The sequence below is a fragment of the Actinokineospora alba genome (genome assembly GCF_004362515.1).
GTDB lineage: Bacteria > Actinomycetota > Actinomycetes > Mycobacteriales > Pseudonocardiaceae > Actinokineospora > Actinokineospora alba.
In genome coordinates, this window is the sequence record NZ_SNXU01000001.1 from 1,095,247 (window position 1) to 1,112,116 (window position 16,870).

General features: G+C 67.7%; 14 protein-coding genes. All 14 read right to left on the reverse strand.

Annotated elements, in window-relative coordinates; translation table 11 throughout:
* Positions 1-70 precede the first annotated feature (70 nt).
* Positions 71-3,577 carry a DNA-directed RNA polymerase subunit beta gene (rpoB, locus tag C8E96_RS05120; protein ID WP_091382682.1) on the reverse strand — a complete coding sequence of 1,169 codons (3,507 nt, stop codon included), beginning with the start codon at positions 3,575-3,577 and terminating at the stop codon, positions 71-73.
* 346 nt (positions 3,578-3,923) lie between these two features.
* On the reverse strand, positions 3,924-4,772 hold the full coding sequence (locus C8E96_RS05125) for a hypothetical protein (RefSeq protein WP_091382683.1): 849 nt from the start codon (positions 4,770-4,772) through the stop codon (positions 3,924-3,926).
* A gap of 323 nt (positions 4,773-5,095) precedes the next feature.
* A complete protein-coding gene (locus tag C8E96_RS05130; RefSeq protein WP_091382687.1) occupies positions 5,096-5,659 on the reverse strand; it encodes a hypothetical protein in 564 nt (187 codons plus the stop codon).
* A 30-nt stretch (positions 5,660-5,689) separates the two neighbouring features.
* Positions 5,690-6,955 carry an MCE family protein gene (locus C8E96_RS05135; RefSeq protein WP_091382690.1) on the reverse strand — a complete coding sequence of 422 codons (1,266 nt, stop codon included), beginning with the start codon at positions 6,953-6,955 and terminating at the stop codon, positions 5,690-5,692.
* Entirely contained in the window at positions 6,955-8,163 is a 1,209-nt protein-coding gene (locus tag C8E96_RS05140; RefSeq protein WP_091382691.1) for an MCE family protein, read from the reverse strand. Before C8E96_RS05140 ends, C8E96_RS05135 begins: the two co-directional genes overlap by 1 nt.
* Positions 8,163-9,359, reverse strand: coding sequence for an MCE family protein (locus tag C8E96_RS05145; RefSeq protein ID WP_091382694.1), 1,197 nt, complete (start codon positions 9,357-9,359; stop codon positions 8,163-8,165). The genes C8E96_RS05140 and C8E96_RS05145 overlap by 1 nt, the downstream gene beginning before the upstream one ends.
* On the reverse strand, positions 9,356-10,348 hold the full coding sequence (locus tag C8E96_RS05150) for an MCE family protein (RefSeq protein WP_091382929.1): 993 nt from the start codon (positions 10,346-10,348) through the stop codon (positions 9,356-9,358). The genes C8E96_RS05145 and C8E96_RS05150 overlap by 4 nt, the downstream gene beginning before the upstream one ends.
* Positions 10,345-11,379 (reverse strand): MCE family protein, encoded by a 1,035-nt coding sequence (locus C8E96_RS05155; protein ID WP_091382696.1) that lies wholly within the window; start codon positions 11,377-11,379, stop codon positions 10,345-10,347. The genes C8E96_RS05150 and C8E96_RS05155 overlap by 4 nt, the downstream gene beginning before the upstream one ends.
* Positions 11,376-12,731, reverse strand: a complete 1,356-nt coding sequence (locus C8E96_RS05160) for an MCE family protein (protein WP_091382698.1) — start codon at positions 12,729-12,731, stop codon at positions 11,376-11,378. The genes C8E96_RS05155 and C8E96_RS05160 overlap by 4 nt, the downstream gene beginning before the upstream one ends.
* Positions 12,728-13,567, reverse strand: a complete 840-nt coding sequence (locus C8E96_RS05165) for an MlaE family ABC transporter permease (RefSeq protein ID WP_091382699.1) — start codon at positions 13,565-13,567, stop codon at positions 12,728-12,730. The genes C8E96_RS05160 and C8E96_RS05165 overlap by 4 nt, the downstream gene beginning before the upstream one ends.
* Positions 13,568-13,569: 2 nt before the next feature.
* Positions 13,570-14,364, reverse strand: coding sequence for an MlaE family ABC transporter permease (locus tag C8E96_RS05170; protein WP_091382700.1), 795 nt, complete (start codon positions 14,362-14,364; stop codon positions 13,570-13,572).
* Positions 14,361-15,560 (reverse strand): ABC transporter ATP-binding protein, encoded by a 1,200-nt coding sequence (locus C8E96_RS05175; protein WP_091382702.1) that lies wholly within the window; start codon positions 15,558-15,560, stop codon positions 14,361-14,363. Before C8E96_RS05175 ends, C8E96_RS05170 begins: the two co-directional genes overlap by 4 nt.
* Before the next feature lie 211 nt (positions 15,561-15,771).
* Positions 15,772-16,158, reverse strand: coding sequence for a 50S ribosomal protein L7/L12 (gene rplL / locus C8E96_RS05180; protein ID WP_091382704.1), 387 nt, complete (start codon positions 16,156-16,158; stop codon positions 15,772-15,774).
* A 65-nt stretch (positions 16,159-16,223) separates the two neighbouring features.
* On the reverse strand, positions 16,224-16,799 hold the full coding sequence (rplJ, locus tag C8E96_RS05185) for a 50S ribosomal protein L10 (protein WP_091382706.1): 576 nt from the start codon (positions 16,797-16,799) through the stop codon (positions 16,224-16,226).
* Positions 16,800-16,870: the final 71 nt, after the last annotated feature.

The following is a 16,870-nucleotide window of genomic DNA, read 5'->3' on the forward strand; positions in this document are numbered from 1 at the left end:
ACGAAAATGGGGGGATCAGTGCCTGCCCGCCGGGAGGAGTTTCCGGTTCCTCCCGGCGGCGGCAGCGAGGTTAATTGACGACGTCGTCCACGGACGGCGACTCATTGCGCGAGAGGTTGATGCCCAGGTTCGCGGCGGCGCGCTCCAGGTCCTCGTCGTCCCCGTCGCGCATCTCGATGGCAGCGCCGTCCGAGGACAGCACCTCCACGTTGAGGCACAGCGACTGGAGCTCCTTGAGGAGCACCTTGAAGGACTCCGGGATACCCGGCTCCGGGATGTTCTCGCCCTTGACGATGGCCTCGTAGACCTTCACGCGGCCGAGCACGTCATCGGACTTGATCGTCAGCAGCTCCTGCAGCGTGTACGCCGCGCCGTAGGCCTGCATCGCCCAGCACTCCATCTCACCGAAGCGCTGGCCACCGAACTGCGCCTTACCACCGAGCGGCTGCTGGGTGATCATCGAGTACGGGCCGGTCGAACGCGCGTGGATCTTGTCGTCGACCAGGTGGAGCAGCTTCAGGATGTACATGTAGCCGACCGAGACCGGGTACGGGTACGGCTCGCCGCTGCGGCCGTCGTACAGGACCGCCTTGCCGTCCGAGCCCACCATGCGCTCGCCGTCGCGGTTGGGCCGCGTCGAGCCGAGCAGACCGGTGATCTCGTCCTCGCGGGCGCCGTCGAACACCGGCGTGGCGGTGTTCGTGTCGGGCTCGACCTCGAAGAGCTCCTCGGGGATCTTCTTCGCCCAGTCCGGGTTGCCCTCGATGGACCAACCCTGCTTGGCGATCCACCCGAGGTGGGACTCCATGATCTGCCCGATGTTCATACGACGCGGAACACCGTGGGTGTTCAGCACGACGTCGACCGGGGTGCCGTCCGGCATGAACGGCATGTCCTCGACGGGCAGGATCTTGCCGATGACGCCCTTGTTGCCGTGGCGGCCCGCGAGCTTGTCACCGTCCTGGATCTTGCGCTTCTGGGCCACGTAGACCCGGACCAGCTCGTTGACGCCGGGGGGCAGCTCGTCCTCGTCCTCACGGGAGAAGACGCGGATGCCGATGACCTTGCCGGTCTCGCCGTGCGGGACCTTCAGCGACGTGTCGCGGACCTCGCGGGCCTTCTCACCGAAGATGGCGCGCAGCAGGCGCTCCTCCGGGGTCAGCTCGGTCTCGCCCTTGGGCGTGACCTTGCCGACCAGGATGTCGCCCGCGCCGACCTCGGCACCGATGCGGATGATGCCGCGCTCGTCGAGGTCCGCGAGGACCTCCTCGGAGACGTTCGGGATGTCCCGGGTGATCTCCTCGGCGCCGAGCTTGGTGTCGCGCGCGTCGATCTCGTGCTCGTCGATGTGAATCGAGGTGAGCACGTCGTCCTGCACGAGGCGCTGCGACAGGATGATCGCGTCCTCGTAGTTGTGGCCTTCCCACGGCATGATCGCCACGAGCAGGTTCTTGCCGAGGGCCATCTCGCCGTCTTCGGTGCACGGCCCGTCGGCGATGACCTGTCCGACCTCGACCCGGTCGCCTTCGGCGACGATGGGCTTCTGGTTGATGCAGGTGCCCTGGTTCGACCGGCGGAACTTGTGCATCCCGTAGGTCTGGCGGGTGCCGTCATCGGCCATCACGGTGATGAAGTCGGCGGAGAGCTCCTCGATGACACCGGCCTTCGCGGCGGTGACCAGGTCGCCGCCGTCGACCGCGGCGCGAAGCTCCATGCCGGTGCCGACCAGCGGGGACTCGCTGCGCAGCAGCGGGACCGCCTGACGCTGCATGTTCGCGCCCATGAGGGCACGGTTCGCGGCGTCGTGCTCGAGGAACGGGATCATCGCGGTCGCGACCGAGACCATCTGGCGCGGCGAGACGTCCATGTAGTCGACGTCGAACGGCTCGATGAACTCGACCTCGCCGCCACGCTTGCGGACGAGCACGCGCTCTTCGGCGAAGTGGTTCTCGTCGTCGAGCGGCGCGTTCGCCTGGGCGATGACGTGCCGGTCTTCCTCGTCCGCGGTCAGGTAGTCGATCTGGTCGGTGACCTGACCTTCGACGACCTTGCGGTACGGGGTCTCGATGAAGCCGAACGGGTTGACCCGCGCGTAGCTCGACAGCGAGCCGATCAGGCCGATGTTCGGGCCTTCCGGCGTCTCGATCGGGCACATGCGGCCGTAGTGCGAGTGGTGGACGTCGCGGACCTCCATGCCCGCGCGCTCACGGGACAGACCGCCGGGGCCCAGAGCCGAGAGCCGACGCTTGTGCGTCAGACCGGCGACCGGGTTGGTCTGGTCCATGAACTGCGACAGCTGGGAGGTTCCGAAGAACTCCTTGATCGCGGCGACGACCGGGCGGATGTTGATCAGGGTCTGCGGCGTGATCGCCTCGACGTCCTGAGTGGTCATCCGCTCGCGGACCACGCGCTCCATGCGGGAGAGGCCGACCCGGATCTGGTTCTGGATCAGCTCACCCACGGTGCGCAGGCGGCGGTTGCCGAAGTGGTCGATGTCGTCGACCTCGACCGGGATCTCGCGCTGGTTCTCGCCCTCGCCCGCCATCATCGAGGTGTCGCCCGCGTGCAGGCGGACCAGGTACTCGATGGTGGTGACGATGTCGTCCTCGGTCAGCACGCCGGTGTTCGTCGGCATCGCGAGGCCAAGCTTCTTGTTGATCTTGTAGCGACCAACCTTGGCGAGGTCGTAGCGCTTCTCCTTGAAGAACAGGTTCTCCAGGAGCGTCTGGGCGCTCTCCTTGGTCGGCGGTTCGCCCGGGCGCAGCTTGCGGTAGATGTCGAGCAGCGCCTCGTCGGTGCCGGCGGTGTGGTCCTTCTCCAGGGTCGCGAGCAGCGTCTCGGAGAAGTGGAACCGCTCGCGGATGGCCTCGGTGGTCCAGCCCAGGGCCTTGAGCAGCACGGTGACCGGCTGGCGGCGCTTGCGGTCGATGCGGACGCCGACGGTGTCGCGCTTGTCGACGTCGAACTCGAGCCACGCGCCGCGGCTGGGGATGACCTTGACGCTGAAGACGTCCTTGTCGGTGGTCTTGTCAATCGCGGTGTCGAAGTAGACACCGGGCGAACGGACCAGCTGCGACACCACGACACGCTCGGTGCCGTTGATGATGAACGTGCCCTTGTTGGTCATGACGGGGAAGTCACCCATGAACACCGTCTGGCTCTTGATCTCGCCAGTGGTGTTGTTGGTGAACTCGGCCGTGACGAACAGCGGCGCGGCGTAGGTCATGTCCTTGTCCTTGCACTCCTCGACGGAGGCCTTGACCTCGTCGAAGCGCGGGTCGGAGAAGGACAGTGACATGGAGCCGGAGAAGTCCTCGATCGGGGAGATCTCGTTGAGGACTTCCTCAAGGCCGCCGACAGGGTTCTCGTCACCGGCATCGATGCGGCGCTGGAACCACATCTCGTTGCCGGTGAACCACTCGAACGACTGGATCTGCAGGTCCAGCAGGTTGGGCGTTCCCAGGGGCTCGCGGATCTTCGCGAAGGAGACCCGACGGGGCGCTCCCGGGATACCCGAGTTCGAAGCAGTGGCGGAGTTGGTCGCAGCAGTGGCCTTGGTCGCGCGGGAGACTGCCAAGATGCGTCCTTCCAGGACTATGAGCGGTTGACAGTCACATGCTCTGCTCGCGCTAGCAAGCTGAATACGCGCCTGTCAAGGGTGCCGTGGTGCCCAACATCCTAGCTCTTGGCAAAGGGCGTGCGGAAAGTGGGCAGCGCAAAGGGGCAGTCTAGCCACTAAATGGGCGACTGTCGAGGCCCGCCGCTCAATCGGTCCTCCCGCTCAGTACGTGCTGGGTATCAGCGTGACCCCGGACGGTCGCGTAGTCAAGATGCCACGCCTGAGAATCCACTTTTGCAGCAGCGCCACGCCGCTCACAGATAGCCGCTTGACCTGGGGAAACTTGACTGCTACAAGCAGGGACTCAGCACGATGGAGCAGGCTTGCCGTCGGGTAGTGGCTGATCAAGCATGTCGAAATCGGTGATCTTCCAGGCCCCGTCGAGCTTCTCCGCGCGGATGCCGAACTGGGCGCCGCTGGCGGTGGTCTGGTTCTGGTCGGTGCGGGTGGTCGACTGGTCGACGAAGACCAACAAGTCGGCCTTGTCACCGTCGAGCCGGGTCACGCCGAGCTGGCGGACCTTGGTCGTCAGCACCAACTTCTGGGCGGGTGCGAGCTCCTTGAGCTGGCCGAAGAGCTTGTCGTACTCGCACACGGCGTTGCCCGCGAGGTGCTCCTTGACGGCCTTGGCGGTGTCGTCGAGGGCGGTGAAGTTGTACGACAGGGTCTTCTCGATGGCGACCGTGAGCTTGCCCTGGACCTCGCTGGTGGCCGCGCTGTCGGTCAGGGCGCGGTTGGTGCCGTCGGCGCCGCCGGTGAGCGAGCCTGCCTCGCCGCGGAACCACAGGGCCAGCCCGGCGAGCACCAAGGCGAGCACGGCGAGGGTGATGGCCAGGTTGATGGACCGGTTGCGGGCGGCGGCGGCCACCTCTTCCGGCGACCGCTCGTCGACAGCGTCCTCATCGTCGGCGTCGCGACCGCGTTCGGCGGCCTCGAGGTCTTGGGGAACGCGGATCCCGGTGGCCCGTCGCTTGCCTGAGGGCCGCGGGGAGGGCACTGCGGCTTCAGCGGCCTGGTCGTCCTCGTCGACACCCAGCACGGCCGGGCTCACAACGTCGACATCGCCCTCGCCGCCCACCCGACGCGCCTCGGCACCCAGCTCGGACTCACCAGCCGCATCCACCACAGTGGACTCTTCGGGCTCATCCGCCACAGTGGACTCATCGGCAGCGTTTTCCGCTTCGACCGAACCCCGCGCAGCCCCCACCCTCTCCGGGGGGACTGCCCCTGCCCAGTCTATCGGCGTGGCGGGGGTTTTCGGGTCCGGCTTGGTGGGCTGTGGATCAGTGGGCGCGGCTGTGGACGACTCGGTGGTCGGGTCCGTGGGCTCGAGTATCTTGCTGTCCGCCTGCTCGGCGTCGTGGTGCGGCCGGTGCAGGCCCGCCACCTTGGGGCGGCGGACGGGCGTCGTCGGGGGCGTGACCGGGCGGCGGCGCGACGGGGGCGTGGGCACTGTGTGGACAGTCCTCTCGGCGATCAGGCGGGGGTGAACGGGACGAAGCCGACGCCGCTGAGCTTCCAGCCCGCGTCGGTCCGCTCCAGCGACCCCTGGATGCGCTGGTACTTGGACGTGGTCGGCTTGCCGTCGGGGGTGACGTCGATCCGGATGGCGGCGATGATGACCGCCTTGCCCTCACGGTCGCGCAGATCGGTCACCGCGGACTTGAGCACCCGCGCGCTGGTCACCGTCTTGGCCTGCTGGATGGCCGTCTTGCTGGTCTCGCGCCTGCCGACGACCTCGTCGTGCAGCGGGCCGACCGAGGCGTTGAGCCACCGGTCGAGGTCCTCGTCGACCTTGCGGTAGTCGAGGGTGTTGAACGTGATGATCGCTTGCTCGCCGACCCGGGTGACCTCGTCGCGCATCCGCGACAGCTCGAGGTCGTCGTCGTTGGCGGCCTTGATCCAGGCGACGCCGAACCAGACCGCTGCGGCAGCGCTCACGACCACCAGACCGAGGGCGACGAGCACGAACGGGTTCAGCCTTCTGCGCGCGGGCTGCTCGTCGGTGACGTCGTCGATCTCAGGGTCCGTGCTGGTCATGACACTCCAGGGTAGACGGGTGCGAAACGGTCAGGCGGGCAGGCCCAGCAGGCCCGCCAGGCTGGACAGACCGCCGATGCCGGGCTGGGTCACCGTGCCGGGGACGCTGTTGGTCGCGAGCTCCTGCAGCTGCTCGGAGCCGCGGTTCTGGTTGGCCGCCAGCTGCTCCTGGGTCGGCGCCACCGGCTTGCCGCCGAACGGCGCGTTCGCGGAACCGCGCACGTTGATCGGGCTGCCGACCGGCTCGGCGCAGTAGGCCTGCTCGTTCACCGGCGCCGGCGCGGTCTCGTTGCCGTCGCGGCGCTCGGTGCCCTCGTAGCCGCGGGTGCACGGCGGCGGGTCGAACAGGTTGAGCGCCAGGCCCAGGTGCGTCTGGCCCTTCTCGTCGATGACCGTCTTCGGGCCCACCGCGACCAGCGGGTACGCGACCAGCGCCAGTTCGAGGCCGTCCGTGCGGCTGACCATGATGTTGGAGACGGTCAGCAGGTTGGCGAACACCGCGCCGAGACCGTTGCCCGACTCACGGAGCAGGCCGGTGATGGAGTCGGCCGCGCCGGGCGTGGCCGCGATCAGCGTGCGGATCTGCGGGTCGGACTGGCGCAGCTGCGCGGAGAGCGCCTTGAGGTCGCCCGCGAAGGACTTGATGTTGCCCGACTGCTGCAGCTGCGTGTTCAGCACGATCGAGCCGTCCTCGATCAGCTTGATCGTCTGCGGCAGGTGCTCGCGGGCGGTCTGGGTGAACGCCATCTGGTTGTCGAGCAGCACTTGGAGGTCGTCGCCGGTGCCGGAGAACGCTCGTTCCAGCTCGTCGACGACGGTGCGCAGCGAGTCGGTGGGGACCGAGGTGGCGAGATTGTCGAGATCGCGGATGACCTCGTCGGTGCTGATCGGCGTCTTGGTCCGGTCGGCCGCGATCAGCGAGCCTTCCTTGAGCACCTCGCCGCCGTCCTTGCGCGGACGCAGGTCGACGTACTGCTCGCCGACCGCGGACCGGTTGGCGATCACGGCGTCGAGGTCGGCCGGGATGTCGGGGGCCGACGGCTCGATCTCGAGGTCGATGCGCATGCCCTCGCGGGTCAGCTTGATCTCGCCGACCCGGCCCACGTTGACGCCGCGGTAGGTGACCTCGGCGTTGGTGAAGATCCCGCCGGACTGGACCAGGTCCATCTTGACCCGGTAGCCGTCGGCGCCGAAGACGCGGCCGAGGTCGGTGAAGCGGAACGCCGCGTAGACGACGGCGACCACGGCGATCACGAAGAACGCCACGAGCTGGAGGCGGACGGTCTTGGTCAGCATCAGGAACCGCCTCCGAGGAGCACGTCGAAGATGCCGCCCATGCCGCCGCCGGACTGCGGCGAACCGGGCTGCACCGGCGTGGACTGGCCGCTGTTGAGCTGCGGCAGCGGCAACACCGGCGGGGCGTTGCCGGGCACGCCGTCCTGGCCACCGCTCAGCCCGCCGGGCAGGCCGAGGTCCTGCAACGGGTTCTGCCTGCTGCGGCCGAGGTTGTTCACGATCTCGCCGAGGTTGAGGTCGAGGGTGGCGTAGAGGTTGAAGTAGTCGCCCTTGACGCCCTTCACGGCCTGGTCGGTGAACGGGTAGGTCACCAGCAGCTCCAGCGCGTTGGGCAGGTTGTTGCCCGCCTCCCCCAGCTTCTGCAGGGTCGGGGCGAGCGCCTTGAGGTCGGCGACGAGGTCGGCCTGGCTCTTGTTGACGGTGTCGACCGCGATGCCGGAGAGCGAGTCGAGGCTCTGCAGCATCGTCACCAGCTGCTGGCGCTGGTCGGTGAGGACCTTGAGGCCGGGGCCGATGTTGTCGATGACGCCCGCGATCTGGTCGCGCTGGGCGTTGAGCGTGCTGGCGAGCCGGTTGATGCCGTCGAGCGCCCGGGTGATGTCGGCCTTGCCCGCGTCGAGTTCGGTGACCATCACGTTGACGTTGTCGAGCAGCGCGCGGATGTTGGTCTCGTTGCCCGCGAGCGCGTTGTTGAGCTCCTTGGTGATGCTCTGCAACTGCTCGACACCACCACCGTTGAGCAGCAGCGACAGGGCGCCGAGGACTTCCTCGACCTCGGTGTTGCGGTTGGTCCGCTCGACCGGGATGAACGCGTTGTCCGCGAGCACGCCTTCGCCCTTGCCGCCGGGCGGCGGGCCGAGCTCGATGTACTTCTCACCCAGCAGGCTGGACTGGCGCAGCTTGGCCAGCGCGTTGGCGGGCAGCTCGACATCGCCGTTGACCAGCAGCGTGGCCTCGGCGGTCCAGCCGTCGGGGGCCAGCGCGATGTTGTCGACCCGGCCGACGGTGACCTCGTTGACCTTGACCCCGGACTGCGGGACCAGGTCGAGGACGTCGCGGAGCTGGACCTTGACCGTGTACGGCCGGTCGCCGAGGTCGGCGCCGCCGGGCATCGGGAGGTCGTAGATGCCGGTGAACCCGCAGCCGGACAGCGACACCGCGGCGGCCGCGGTCACGATCACACTGGCGAGCTTGATCCTGGTGGTCATCAGTTCCCCCCTCCCGATCCGACTGGGTCGCCCGCCATCGGCAGCGGCAGGGACGGCATGTGGCCGCTGCGGAGCCCGTCGATCACCTGGGCGGGCGACGGCAGCGGGACCGCGCCCTGCACGATCGGCGCGAGCTGGTCGCACACATCGGCGAGGGCGGGCGGCAGCGCGCCCGGGGTGCCCTGGCGGACCAGCTTGCAGACCGTGACGATCGGCGGCTGCGTCAGCTCGTTGAGGTTGGCCCGCGCGTCGCTCGTGCCGGACGAGGCGTTGTAGGTGTTGACCAGGTTGCTCAGGGCCAGGGGCGCGATGTCGAGTGTCTCGGCGAGCGCGGAGCGCTGGTCGACGAGCACCTGGGTCACCGTGGCCAGTTTGTCCACATTGGACTTGATCCGGCCGCGGTTGTCGTTGATGAACTGCTGGACCGTGGTGAGCGCGATGCCGAGCTGGTCGACCGACGCGGCGAGGTTGCCGCGCTCGCCCGCCAGGAACCTGGCCGCCTCGGCCAGCTGCTGGTTGAACTGCCGGACCTGGTCGTCGCTGCCCGCGAGGGTCGTCGTGAACTTCTGCAGGTTGTCGACCGTGGCGAACAGGTCCTCGGAGTTGCCCGACAGCGTGGACGTCAGCTTGCTCAGGTCGGTGACCGTGTCGTTGACCGCCTGGCCGTTGCCGTCGAGGTTCTTGGCGAGGGTGTTGAGCAGGTCGGACAGGGCACCGTCCTTGTTGACCCCGTTGGGGCCCAGGGTGCGGCTGACCCGGCTGAGGCTGGCGTAGAGGTCGTCGACCTCCAGCGGCGCGGCGGTCCGCTCGCGCGGGATGACCGTGCCGGTCGCCATCAGCTCGCCGCCGGTGAAGACCGGGGTGAGCTGGACGTAGCGGTCGGAGACCAGCGACGGCGCGACGATGACGGCCTTGGCGTCCGCGGGGATCTTGATTGCGCGGTCGACGAGCATCGTCACCTCGACGACGTCGCCCTTCGGTGTCACTTCCTCGACGGTGCCCACCTTGACCCCGAGCACGCGGACATCGTTGTGCTCGTAGAGGCCGACCGTGCCGGGGAACATCGCGGTGTAGCGCTTCTCGTTCGCCTCTTTCAGCAGCCACCACAGCGCGGCGGCGATGACCAGGCCGAGCACGCACACGATCGCGACTGTCCGGGCGGCGTCCTTGCCCAGCTTCGTGGAGAAACTGCTCATGACGGGTCCCCCAGGCAGCCGGTCTGGTTGAGCGGGCCGAACGAGGGCGGCAGCAGCCCGCAGATGTAGTTGTCGAACCAGCGTCCGTTGCCGACCGCGTTGTTGAACTGCCTGGCGAAGGGCGCGAACTTCTTGATGCCCTCAGCCAGGGAGTCCTGGTTGCGCTGCAGCATCGCGGTGAGCTGGTCGAGGCTCTGCAGCACCGGGCCGAGCTGCGCGTTGTTGTCGGACACGAGGCCCTGCAGCTCCTGCGAGAGCGTCTTGGTGCCGGTCAGCAGCGCGGAGATGGCCTTCTTGCGGCTGTTCAGCTCACCGAGCAGCAGGTTGCCGTCGGCGAGCAGCTTGGCCACCTCGGCGTCGCGGTCGGCGAGGGTCTGGCTGATCTGCCGGGTGTTGCTGAGCAGGGTCGCCAGCTCCTGGTCGCGCGAGGAGATGGTGCGCGAGAGGGACTGCAGGCCGTTGAGCGCGCCCTTCACCTCGTCCGGGGTGTCGGCGAAGGTCTCGGAGATCACCTCGAAGCTCTTGGCGAGCTGCACGGTGTCGACCTCGTTGACCGTCTCGGCCAGGCCGCGGAAGGCTTCGAGGACGTCGTAGGGGGCCATCGTCCGGTCGCGCGGGATGCGCACGTCGGGGTTGAGGACCTCGGCACCCTCGGGCTCGAGCGACAGGTACTTCTGCCCGAGCAAGGTCTTGATCTTGATCTCGGCTCGGGTGCGGTCGCCGATCCAGGCGTCCTTGATCTTGAAGGTGACCAGGACCTTGTCGCCGTCAAGCTCCACATCGGACACCTTGCCGACCTTGATGCCCGCGATGCGGACCTCGTCGTCGGCCTGGATGCCGGACGCCTCGCTGAACTCGGCGCTGTAGCTGGTGCCCCCGCCGATGACCGGCAGGTCGTCGGAGTTGACCGCGGCGACCAGCGCGAGCGCGATCACCAGGATGCTGACGATGCCGATCGGGATCGGGTTGCGTGACCGGAAAGGCTTCATGACGTGCACCTTTCCTGGGTCGCGGGCAGCGGCGTGATGTTGATCGGGTGGCTGATCAGACCGGGCACGCTGACCTCACCGGAGCCCTCGCACAGGAAGAAGTTGAACCACGAGCCGTAGCTCACGGTGCGGGTCAGGGTGCTGAGCTTGGTCGGCATGAACTGGATGAAGTGCTCGACCGTCTTCTCGTTGTCGTTGAGGTTCTTCGTCAACGTGCCGAGCGCGGCGATGTCCTGCTTGAGCGGCTCGCGGGCCTCCTGCAGCAGGCCGGTGGTCGTGGTGGCCAGGCCGCCGATCGCCTCGATGGCGTCGCCGATGGGCTCACGGTCCTCGGCCAGGCCGCTGACCAACTGCTGCATCTGCACGATGAGCTGCGAGAGCTGCTCGCCGCGGCTGTTGACCGTGCCCAGCACGCCGTTGAGGTTCGTGATCACCTCGCCGATCACCGCGTCCTTGTCGGCGATCGTCGTGGTCAGCGAAGCGGTGTGGGCCAACAGGTTCTCCACCGTGCCGCCCTCGCCCTGCAGGACCGTGATGATCTCGTACGACAGCTTGTTGACGTCGTCGGGCGAGAGTGCCTGGAACAGCGGCTTGAAGCCGTTGAACAGTTCGGTGAGGTCGAGCGCCGGGCGGGTGCGCTCCAGCGGGATCGACTCCCCCGGGTCGAGCACCGAGTTCGGGTCGTAGCCCGCGCCCTGGGTCAGCGAGATGTAGCGCTGGCCGACCAGGTTGCGGAACTTGATCTGCGCCATCACCGACTCGGGCAGCTTGCGGTCGGCTGCGACGGAGAACTTGACCTCGGCCTGGTTGCGGTCGGCGATCGCGACCTCCTCGACCTGTCCGACCCGCACACCGGCGATGCGCACGTCGTCGCCGGGAAGCAGCAGCGTCGCGTCGGAGAACCGCGCCGAGTAGGAGTTCGTGGAACTCAGGTTCGTGTTGGCGATGCTGATCGCGAGCACACCGGTCGCGGCGATGGTGATCGCCATGAACAGCGCCAGCTTGATCAGCGGAGCGGCCATTCCCCTCATTCGAACCTCACCTCCGCGCCGCGGAAGGCCGGGCCGAGCAGCAGTGTGCTCCACCTGGGGACCTGGTCGGGTTCGACGCCCATACCGGGCGCGAGCAGCTGCGACACGAACGCGATCTCCCCGGGAGAGTTGGGCAGGCCAAGACCTTCGCCGCCCGCCGCGCTGGGCGCGGTGTACTGCGTCGTGTTCGCGGGCGGCAGCAGGCCGTCCGACGACGAGCGGGCAGGCGGCGGGAAGCTCGACCCGTCGTTGAGCGGGCCGTCCGGCGGCGCCTGCGGGAACGGGTTCGGGAACTGGGTGAAGTCGTAGCAGCGAGGACCACGGTCTTCCTCGTAGCGCGGCTCGTCCTTGCCCGGCTTGTAGGCCCCGCGGTTGACCACCACCTCGATGTTGGCGTGCAGACCGGGCTTGTTGGTGCCCTTGCCGAGCGTGGTGTCGACCTGTTTGACGGCCTCGGTCATCAGCTGCAGCAGGCACGGGTACTCCGGGGAGTACCGCGCCAGGACTTCCAGCGTGGGCCGGGAGGTGTCGGCGAGCTGAATCAGGTTCGAGGAGTTGGCCCGCAGGAACGACTCCAGGTCACGCGAGGCGGTGGTCGCCGTGGCGAACAGGGCGTCGAGGTTCGCGCGCTGCTCGGCGACGGTCTTCGACGTCACCGTCAGGTCGGTCAGCGCCTGGACCAGGTCCGGCGTGACGTCGCCGTAGGTCTCGCTGACGGAGGCCAGCAGGCGCAGGTCCTCACGCAGCTTGGGCAGGTGCGGGTTGAGCTCGCCGACGAAGTCGCCGAGGTCGGCAAGCGACTTGCCGAGGTCGTCGCCGCGGCCCTGCAGGGCGGTCGAGATCGCGGTGAGCGTGCTCGACAGCTTCTGCGGCTGCACCGCCTGCAGCACCGGCAGCAGACTCTCGAACGCCTGCTCCAGCTCGACCGCGCGGATCGAGCGGTCCTGCTTGATCGTGTCGCCCGCGCGCAGCGCCTGGTCGTCGATCTCCTCGGGGATCTGCAGCGAGACGTAGCGCTCGCCGAACAGCGTCTTCGGCAGGAACCGCGCCGAGACGTTGCGCGGGATGACGTCGATCATCTCGGGGTTGATCGCGAGGTCGAGCGTGGCGCCGTCGGCCGTGGGCGTGATCTTGCGGACCTCGCCGACGATCAGGCCGCGGACCTTCACATCCGAGTGCACCGCGAGCTGGTTGCCGACCTTGTCCGTGGTCAGCGACACCTTCGCGACCGGGGTGAACGCCTTGTTGTACATCGCGATGCTCAGTGACACGAGCGCCGCGATCACCACGATGAAGCCCAGGCCGAGGAGCCTGCGCTTGATGACCTTCCCGGTCGTCTCCCGCCCGCTCATCCCGCGATCCTCACCGTCGTCGTGGTGCCCCAGATCGCGAAGCCGATGAAGAAGTTCACCAGCGCGACCGTGACGATCGTGGTCCGCACCGCGCGGCCCACGGCCACGCCGACGCCCGCGGGGCCGCCGCTGGCGTTGTAGCCGTAGTAGCAGTGCGTCAGGATGATGATGATCGCGAAGATCAGCACCTTGCCGAACGACCAGAACACGTCTTCAGGTGGCAAGAACAGATTGAAGTAATGGTCGTACGTACCGGCGGATTGGCCGTAGAAGTACACGGTGATCGTCCTCGAAGCCAGATATGAGGACAGCAACCCGATGATGTAGAGCGGGATGACCGCGATGAAGCCTGCGATGATCCGGGTGGTCACCAGGAACGGCAGGCTGGGCACCGCCATGACCTCGAGCGCGTCGATCTCCTCGGAGATGCGCATGGCGCCGAGCTGGGCGGTGAAGCCGGAGCCGACCGTGGCCGAGAGCGCCAGGCCCGCCACCAGGGGCGCGACCTCGCGGGTGTTGATGTAGGCCGACGCGAACCCGGAGAAGGCGGCCGTGCCGATCTGGTCGAGCGCGGCGTAACCCTGCAGGCCGACGACGATGCCGGTGAACACGGTCAGGCCAACCATGACGCCGATGGTGCCGCCGATGACCGCGAGCGCGCCGCTGCCGAAACTGACCTCGGCGAGCAGGCGCATCGTCTCGCGCATGTAGCGGCGCAGGGCGCGCGGGATCCAGGCGAGCGCGCGGATGTAGAACGAGAGCTGTTCGCCGAGGTCGTCGAGTGTCCGCAAGGGACGGTCGACGGCCTTCTTGGCGGTCTCTGTCACCGAGGCCATGGTCAGCTCCCCTTCGCCGGGACGACCGTGAGGTAGACCGCGGTCAGCACGAAGTTGACGAAGAACAGCAGCAGGAAGGTGATGACGACGGACTGGTTCACCGCGTCGCCGACCCCCTTCGGGCCGCCCTTGGGGTTGAGGCCGCGGTAGGAGGCCACGACGCCCGCGATGAAGCCGAAGATCAGCGCCTTGAGCTCGCTGATCCACAGGTCGGGCAGCTGGGCCAGGGCCGAGAAGCTGGCCAGGTAGGCGCCCGGCGTCCCGCCCTGCAGCACGACGTTGAAGAAGTAGCCGCCCATCACGCCGACGACACTGACCAGGCCGTTGAGCAGCACCGCCACCAACATGCAGGCCAGCACCCGGGGCACGACGAGGCGCTGGATCGGCGAGACGCCGAGCACCTCCATCGCGTCGATCTCCTCGCGGATGGTGCGTGAGCCGATATCGGCGCACACCGCACTGCCGCCCGCGCCCGCCACCAGCAGCGCGGTGACCAGCGGGGCGGCCTGCTGGATGATCGCGAGCACGCTGGCCGCGCCGGTGAACGACTGCGCGCCGAGCTGCACGATCAGGGTGCCCAGCTGCAGGGCCACGATCGCGCCGAACGGGATCGCGACGAGCGCGGTCGGCAGGATCGTCACGCTGGCGATGAACCAGCACTGCTGGATGAACTCGCGGGTCTGGAACGGCCGCCGGAAGACGTTGACGACGACGTCGAGACCGAGCGCGAACAGCCGACCGGTCTCGCGGAGCGCACCGGCACCGGGGAAGTTCGCGGGAGCGGTGCGCGTGGTCATGAAGCGCCGCCCGGGGGCTTCCAGTTGGTCTCCGGGAGCCGGGCCACCTGGGGATCAGCCAGATCGCCCTGGAAACCGCGCGGCGGATCCTCCACCGGTCGCGGCCGTGGCGACGGCTGCACGGGCTGGAAGTTCTGGGTCGGCTGGTCGAGCCGGGGCCGCGCCGCGGCATTGGCCGGGACCATGTGCGAGTGCACGCCGTAGCGGGCGCGTTCCTCGTCGGTCAGCGACTCGATGATGCCTTCCTGCGCGGCGTGCGGCAGCGTGTTCAGGATCCGCATGACGCGGTCCTTGCGGCGGCGCACACCGGCCCGCTCGGGCATGCCCGGGGTCGGCTCGATCTGCGGGACGACACCACGCACGTCCTCTTCGGACGAGCCGTCGGAGTGACCGGCGTCGGCGTGCGCCTGCTCGCGGGCCATCTGGGCGGCGTCCTTCTCCTCGGACATGCCGATCGGGCCGAGGCGGCGGCCGTTGAGGAACTGCTCCACGACCGGCTCGTCGCTGGTCAGCAGCACCTCGCGGGGGCCGAACATGACCAGTTCCTTGCGGAAGAGCATGCCCAGGTTGTCCGGGACGGTCCGGGCCAGGTTGATGTTGTGGGTGACGATGAGGATCGTCGCGTCGATCTGCGCGTTCAGGTCGATGAGCAGCTGCGAGAGGTACGCCGTGCGGACCGGGTCGAGACCGGAGTCCGGCTCGTCGCACAGGATGATCTCGGGGTCGAGCACCAGGGCGCGGGCCAGGCCGGCGCGCTTGCGCATACCACCGGAGATCTCGCCCGGAAGCTTCTTCTCCGCGCCCGACAGACCCGTGAGCTCGAGCTTCTCCAAGACGATCCGCTTGATCTCGGCCTCGGACTTCTTCGTGTGCTCACGCAGGGGGAACGCCACGTTGTCGTAGAGGTTCATCGAGCCGAACAGCGCGCCGTCCTGGAACAGGACACCGAACAGCTTTCGCGTCTCGTAGAGCTTGGCCTCGCTGCAGGTGACGATGTCGACACCGTTGATCACACACTTGCCACGGTCGGGCTTGAGCAGCCCGATCATGGACTTGAGGAAGACGGACTTGCCGGTGCCCGAGGGCCCGAGCATGACCGACACTTCACCCGGCGGCAGGGTCAACGTGACATCCCGCCAGATGGCCTGCTTACCGAAGGACTTCGTCAGACCCTCGATGACCACCTCGGCGCCCATCGAACCTCCCGACCTGTGGTTCTACCTGCCGCTTCGAGTGCGGACGGTGTCTTCCATGCAACGACAGCGGGGCCTTCGGGTTACTGCCGAAGTTACCGCTGAGTTGGGAACGTACCTGGATGGCCCTTGTCACAGGAAATCGGGTATGAGCTAGAACACAAAAGAGGCCCGGTACCAGCAGGTACCGGGCCTCTTTGGAGTGAAGTGAGAACTACTTCACGGAGATCTTGGCGCCAGCGGCTTCCAGCTTCTCCTTGGCGGCCTCGGCGGCCTCCTTGTTGACCTTCTCCAGGATCGCCTTCGGAGCGGCCTCGACCAGCTCCTTGGCCTCCTTCAGGCCCAGGCCCGAGACGACCTCACGGACGACCTTGATGACCTGGATCTTCTTGTCACCGGCCGACTCGAGGACGACGTCGAACTCGTCCTGCTCCTCAGCGGCCTCGGCCGGAGCAGCGGCGCCACCGACGGCGGCGACGGCGACGGGGGCAGCGGCGGTGACCTCGAAGGTCTCCTCGAACTGCTTCACGAACGCGGAGAGCTCCAGCAGCGTCATTTCCTTGAACGCGTCGAGCAGCTCGTCAGTGCTGAGCTTCGCCATGTTGGCGGTTCCTTTCACTTGCACACCCGGTAGAACGGGCGCGGTGTATTTCCGGGTGGTTGTGTTCAGCTCTCGGCTGCGACAGCGTCCTCGGCGGGAGCCTCGGCGGCGGGGGCGGACTCGCCCTCGGCGGCCTTCTTCTCCTGCAGAGCAGCGGCCAGGCGGGCGACCTGCGACGCCGGGGCGTTGAACAGGCCAGCGGCCTTCGCCAGGTTGCCCTTCATCGCGCCCGCCAGCTTGGCGAGCAGCACCTCACGGGAGTCGAGGTCCGCGATCTTCGCGACCTCTTCCACCGTGAGCGGGCGGCCATCCATGTAGCCGCCCTTGATGACCAGACCCTTGTTTTCCTTCGCGAAATCGCGCAGGGCCTTCGCCGCGTCAACCGGTTCGCCCTCGACGAAGGCGATGCCGGTCGGACCGATGAAGAGGTTTTCAAGCCCCTCCACACCGGCGTCGTCGGCTGCCCGCTTGACGAGGGTGTTCTTCGCGACGCGGTAGGTCGTGCCAGTGCCGAGAGCGCGACGCAGCTTCGTCAGCTGCGACACGGTGAGGCCCGTGTACTCGGTGACGACGGCAGCCGAGCTGTTGCGGAACTTGTCCGCGATCTCGGCGACTGCATTCACCTTGTCAGGCTTCGCCATGGTCGCCTCCTCTCGATGTGCATTGGGTATTCGCCGGCATCGAGGGCCCCGGAAACGCAGAACGCCCCGGC

Bases quoted from the DNA above. Each gene is read 5' to 3' on its own strand.
- C8E96_RS05130 (WP_091382687.1), bottom strand. From the start codon at position 5,659: ATGACCAGCACGGACCCTGAGATCGACGACGTCACCGACGAGCAGCCC.
- C8E96_RS05135 (WP_091382690.1), bottom strand. From the start codon at position 6,955: ATGCTGACCAAGACCGTCCGCCTCCAGCTCGTGGCGTTCTTCGTGATC.
- C8E96_RS05140 (WP_091382691.1), bottom strand. From the start codon at position 8,163: ATGACCACCAGGATCAAGCTCGCCAGTGTGATCGTGACCGCGGCCGCC.
- C8E96_RS05145 (WP_091382694.1), bottom strand. From the start codon at position 9,359: ATGAGCAGTTTCTCCACGAAGCTGGGCAAGGACGCCGCCCGGACAGTC.
- C8E96_RS05150 (WP_091382929.1), bottom strand. From the start codon at position 10,348: ATGAAGCCTTTCCGGTCACGCAACCCGATCCCGATCGGCATCGTCAGC.
- C8E96_RS05155 (WP_091382696.1), bottom strand. From the start codon at position 11,379: ATGAGGGGAATGGCCGCTCCGCTGATCAAGCTGGCGCTGTTCATGGCG.
- C8E96_RS05160 (WP_091382698.1), bottom strand. From the start codon at position 12,731: ATGAGCGGGCGGGAGACGACCGGGAAGGTCATCAAGCGCAGGCTCCTC.
- C8E96_RS05165 (WP_091382699.1), bottom strand. From the start codon at position 13,567: ATGGCCTCGGTGACAGAGACCGCCAAGAAGGCCGTCGACCGTCCCTTG.
- C8E96_RS05170 (WP_091382700.1), bottom strand. From the start codon at position 14,364: ATGACCACGCGCACCGCTCCCGCGAACTTCCCCGGTGCCGGTGCGCTC.
- C8E96_RS05175 (WP_091382702.1), bottom strand. From the start codon at position 15,560: ATGGGCGCCGAGGTGGTCATCGAGGGTCTGACGAAGTCCTTCGGTAAG.
- rplL (WP_091382704.1), bottom strand. From the start codon at position 16,158: ATGGCGAAGCTCAGCACTGACGAGCTGCTCGACGCGTTCAAGGAAATG.
- rplJ (WP_091382706.1), bottom strand. From the start codon at position 16,799: ATGGCGAAGCCTGACAAGGTGAATGCAGTCGCCGAGATCGCGGACAAG.